The 1,113-nt window shown below is 54.5% G+C and carries 2 protein-coding genes; one reads left to right on the top strand and one right to left on the bottom strand.

The features are described 5' to 3' along the window. Positions 1-81 precede the first annotated feature (81 nt). Positions 82-801, bottom strand: coding sequence for a putative quinol monooxygenase (locus tag JEQ47_RS20480; protein WP_236021048.1), 720 nt, complete (start codon positions 799-801; stop codon positions 82-84). Positions 802-928: 127 nt separating this feature from the next. Here JEQ47_RS20480 and JEQ47_RS20475 point away from each other — a divergent pair. Next, positions 929-1,113 (top strand): LysR family transcriptional regulator (locus JEQ47_RS20475; protein WP_407931800.1); only part of this gene is annotated, 185 nt, incomplete at its 3' end.

Raw genomic sequence — 1,113 nt, 5'->3', positions numbered from 1 at the left:
CGCTTTGGCGTGAATCTAAATTCAAACAGCAAAGCGCCCGATGGGTTGCACCGGGCACTTCTTTCTCAAGTCACCTCGAGATTACTTGGTAGCGAGGATTTCGAAATTGTGGACGTTTGCCACCACACCGTCGTCCCATCCACCTGAGATCAATTCTGAAGCCTTTTCATTCAGGAGTCCGGCGACTTGTCCGGCAAAGTGCGCTTCGCGGCCAGAGTTGTCGGCAAAGATGTCGAAGATGGCGAAGTTGGTCTCGTCAATCTGCAGCGCCGCCCAGAACAATGTCTTGGGTTCAGTTTCTGCGACGATGGGGCCGGCGGCAGTCAGCAAGGCTGCCAATTCGGGGCCTTTACCTGGAGCAGCTTTGAGCTTGATGTAAGTTGCGGTCGTTGCCGTGGAGAGATCAACCGGCGCCTTGACCGACAGGACATCGGAGTTGTTGATATTCGCGACAACACCGTCGTCCCATCCGCCGTCGACCAGCGCGTCGGCGTTTTGGTTCAAAGCCGCCGCAACCGCTCCTGAGAAGTGAGCGTTGCGTGCTTCTTCGTCTGTGAAGATGTCAAAGATTGCGAGCGTGTCATCGGCTTGCAGAGCAAACCAAAGGACGGTGCCCGGCTCTGTGTCCCGCACGATCGCGGCGGCACCAGCCAGAAACTTTGCGAAAGCTCCGGTCTGGCCTTCGGCGGCCGGCATGGCGATGTAGCTGGCTGTATGATTTACCATTGGGTTGTCCTGTGCAGTTGCAGAAGTTGTGATCAGCGCCAGTGCGGCGACTGTCTGAAGGATTTGCGTTTTCATGGTCGTCTGATTTGAAGTGCTTCAGGTTTGGTTTCGATGCACTTTTGTCCCATGCCGAATGCGCCCGAACCCAATTCCGAAATTCTATTCTTTGATAGACGTTGACTATTGAAGTTGGTTTGATGGTGTGGCTGAAGATGTAACGGAGAATGCGGCGATGGAAATGAACCAGATCAGGTATTTTCTCGCTGTCTGCGAGCACCGAAACTTCACCCACGCAGCCAGCGCCTCCAATGTCTCCCAGCCTTCCTTGACGACTGCGATCAAGAAACTTGAAGACGAGCTTGGAGGTGACCTGTTTGTCAGGGACCG

This window comes from Devosia sediminis (assembly GCF_016411825.1).
Taxonomy (GTDB): domain Bacteria; phylum Pseudomonadota; class Alphaproteobacteria; order Rhizobiales; family Devosiaceae; genus Devosia; species Devosia sediminis.
Note: the sequence above shows the minus strand (reverse complement) of the source record. Positions and strands in the feature narration are given on the sequence as shown.